At 53.0% G+C, this 2,912-nt stretch carries 1 rRNA gene; it reads left to right on the top strand.

The window, feature by feature from the left end:
• Positions 1-18: 18 nt before the first annotated feature.
• Positions 19-2,900, top strand: a 23S ribosomal RNA gene (locus ACPUER_RS36225).
• Positions 2,901-2,912: the final 12 nt, after the last annotated feature.

The raw sequence follows: 2,912 nt of genomic DNA, 5'->3' as shown, positions 1-2,912 counted from the left end.
GAGACAGACTCGTTATAGGGTCAAGCGAACAAGTGCATGTGGTGGATGCCTTGGCGATCACAGGCGATGAAGGACGCGGTAGCCTGCGAAAAGCTACGGGGAGCTGGCAAACGAGCTTTGATCCGTAGATGTCCGAATGGGGAAACCCGGCCCTTTTGGGTCATCCTGGACTGAATACATAGGTCCAGTGAAGCGAACGCGGTGAACTGAAACATCTAAGTAACCGCAGGAAAAGAAATCAACCGAGATTCCCAAAGTAGTGGCGAGCGAAATGGGATGAGCCTTGCACTCTTTATTTGTATTGTTAGCCGAACGCTCTGGAAAGTGCGGCCATAGCAGGTGATAGCCCTGTAGGCGAAAACAGTATGAAAGAACTAGGTGTGCGACAAGTAGGGCGGGACACGTGAAATCCTGTCTGAAGATGGGGGGACCATCCTCCAAGGCTAAATACTCGTGATCGACCGATAGTGAACCAGTACCGTGAGGGAAAGGCGAAAAGAACCCCGGGAGGGGAGTGAAATAGATCCTGAAACCGCATGCATACAAACAGTCGGAGCCTCGTAAGGGGTGACGGCGTACCTTTTGTATAATGGGTCAGCGACTTACGTTCAGTAGCAAGCTTAACCGTATAGGGCAGGCGTAGCGAAAGCGAGTCCGAATAGGGCGTTCAGTTGCTGGGCGTAGACCCGAAACCAAGTGATCTATCCATGGCCAGGATGAAGGTGCGGTAACACGTACTGGAGGTCCGAACCCACTAACGTTGAAAAGTTAGGGGATGAGCTGTGGATAGGGGTGAAAGGCTAAACAAACTTGGAAATAGCTGGTTCTCTCCGAAAACTATTTAGGTAGTGCCTCGTGTCTCACCTTCGGGGGTAGAGCACTGTCATGGTTGGGGGGTCTATTGCAGATTACCCCGCCATAGCAAACTCCGAATACCGAAGAGTGCAATCACGGGAGACAGACATCGGGTGCTAACGTCCGGTGTCAAGAGGGAAACAACCCAGACCGCCAGCTAAGGTCCCCAAATATAGCTAAGTGGGAAACGAAGTGGGAAGGCTAAAACAGTCAGGAGGTTGGCTTAGAAGCAGCCACCCTTTAAAGAAAGCGTAATAGCTCACTGATCGAGTCGTCCTGCGCGGAAGATGTAACGGGGCTAAGCTATATACCGAAGCTGCGGATGCGAGCTCTGCTCGCATGGTAGGAGAGCGTTCCGTAAGCCTGCGAAGGTGCGTTGAAAAGCGTGCTGGAGGTATCGGAAGTGCGAATGCTGACATGAGTAGCGATAAAGGGGGTGAAAGGCCCCCTCGCCGTAAGCCCAAGGTTTCCTACGCAACGTTCATCGGCGTAGGGTGAGTCGGCCCCTAAGGCGAGGCAGAAATGCGTAGCTGATGGGAAGCAGGTCAATATTCCTGCACCATTGTTAGATGCGATGGGGGGACGGATCGCGGAAGGTTGTCCGGGTGTTGGAAGTCCCGGTCGCTGCATTGGAGAAGGCGCTTAGGCAAATCCGGGCGCGCAATTCAAGGGTGTGGCGCGAGCTCCTTAGGGAGCGAAGCAATTGGAAGTGGTTCCAAGAAAAGCCTCTAAGCTTCAGTCTAACGATGACCGTACCGCAAACCGACACAGGTGGGCGAGATGAGTATTCTAAGGCGCTTGAGAGAACTCGGGAGAAGGAACTCGGCAAATTGGTACCGTAACTTCGGGATAAGGTACGCCCTTGTAGCTTGATGCGCCTGCGCGCAGAGGGTGAAGGGGTTGCAATAAACTGGTGGCTGCGACTGTTTAATAAAAACACAGCACTCTGCAAACACGAAAGTGGACGTATAGGGTGTGACGCCTGCCCGGTGCCGGAAGATTAAATGATGGGGTGCAAGCTCTTGATTGAAGTCCCGGTAAACGGCGGCCGTAACTATAACGGTCCTAAGGTAGCGAAATTCCTTGTCGGGTAAGTTCCGACCTGCACGAATGGCGTAACGATGGCCACACTGTCTCCTCCCGAGACTCAGCGAAGTTGAAGTGTTTGTGATGATGCAATCTACCCGCGGCTAGACGGAAAGACCCCATGAACCTTTACTGTAGCTTTGCATTGGACTTTGAACCGATCTGTGTAGGATAGGTGGGAGGCTATGAAACCGGAACGCTAGTTTCGGTGGAGCCGTCCTTGAAATACCACCCTGGTTTGTTTGAGGTTCTAACCTTGGCCCGTGATCCGGGTCGGGGACAGTGCATGGTAGGCAGTTTGACTGGGGCGGTCTCCTCCCAAAGCGTAACGGAGGAGTACGAAGGTACGCTAGGTACGGTCGGAAATCGTGCTGATAGTGCAATGGCATAAGCGTGCTTAACTGCGAGACCGACAAGTCGAGCAGGTGCGAAAGCAGGTCATAGTGATCCGGTGGTTCTGTATGGAAGGGCCATCGCTCAACGGATAAAAGGTACTCTGGGGATAACAGGCTGATACCGCCCAAGAGTTCATATCGACGGCGGTGTTTGGCACCTCGATGTCGGCTCATCTCATCCTGGGGCTGTAGCCGGTCCCAAGGGTATGGCTGTTCGCCATTTAAAGAGGTACGTGAGCTGGGTTTAAAACGTCGTGAGACAGTTTGGTCCCTATCTGCCGTGGGCGTTGGATATTTGAAGGGGGCTGCTCCTAGTACGAGAGGACCGGAGTGGACGAACCTCTGGTGTACCGGTTGTCACGCCAGTGGCATCGCCGGGTAGCTATGTTCGGAAGAGATAACCGCTGAAAGCATCTAAGCGGGAAACTCGCCTTAAGATGAGATATCCCTGGGGACTAGATCCCCTTGAAGGGTCGTTCGAGACCAGGACGTTGATAGGTCAGGTGTGTAAGCGCAGTAATGCGTTCAGCTAACTGATACTAATTGCCCGTAAGGCTTGATCCTATAACAAGTCTG

The sequence above is a fragment of the Burkholderia sp. DN3021 genome, assembly GCF_049805555.1.
GTDB lineage: Bacteria > Pseudomonadota > Gammaproteobacteria > Burkholderiales > Burkholderiaceae > Burkholderia > Burkholderia pyrrocinia_C.
Note: the sequence above shows the minus strand (reverse complement) of the source record. Positions and strands in the feature narration are given on the sequence as shown.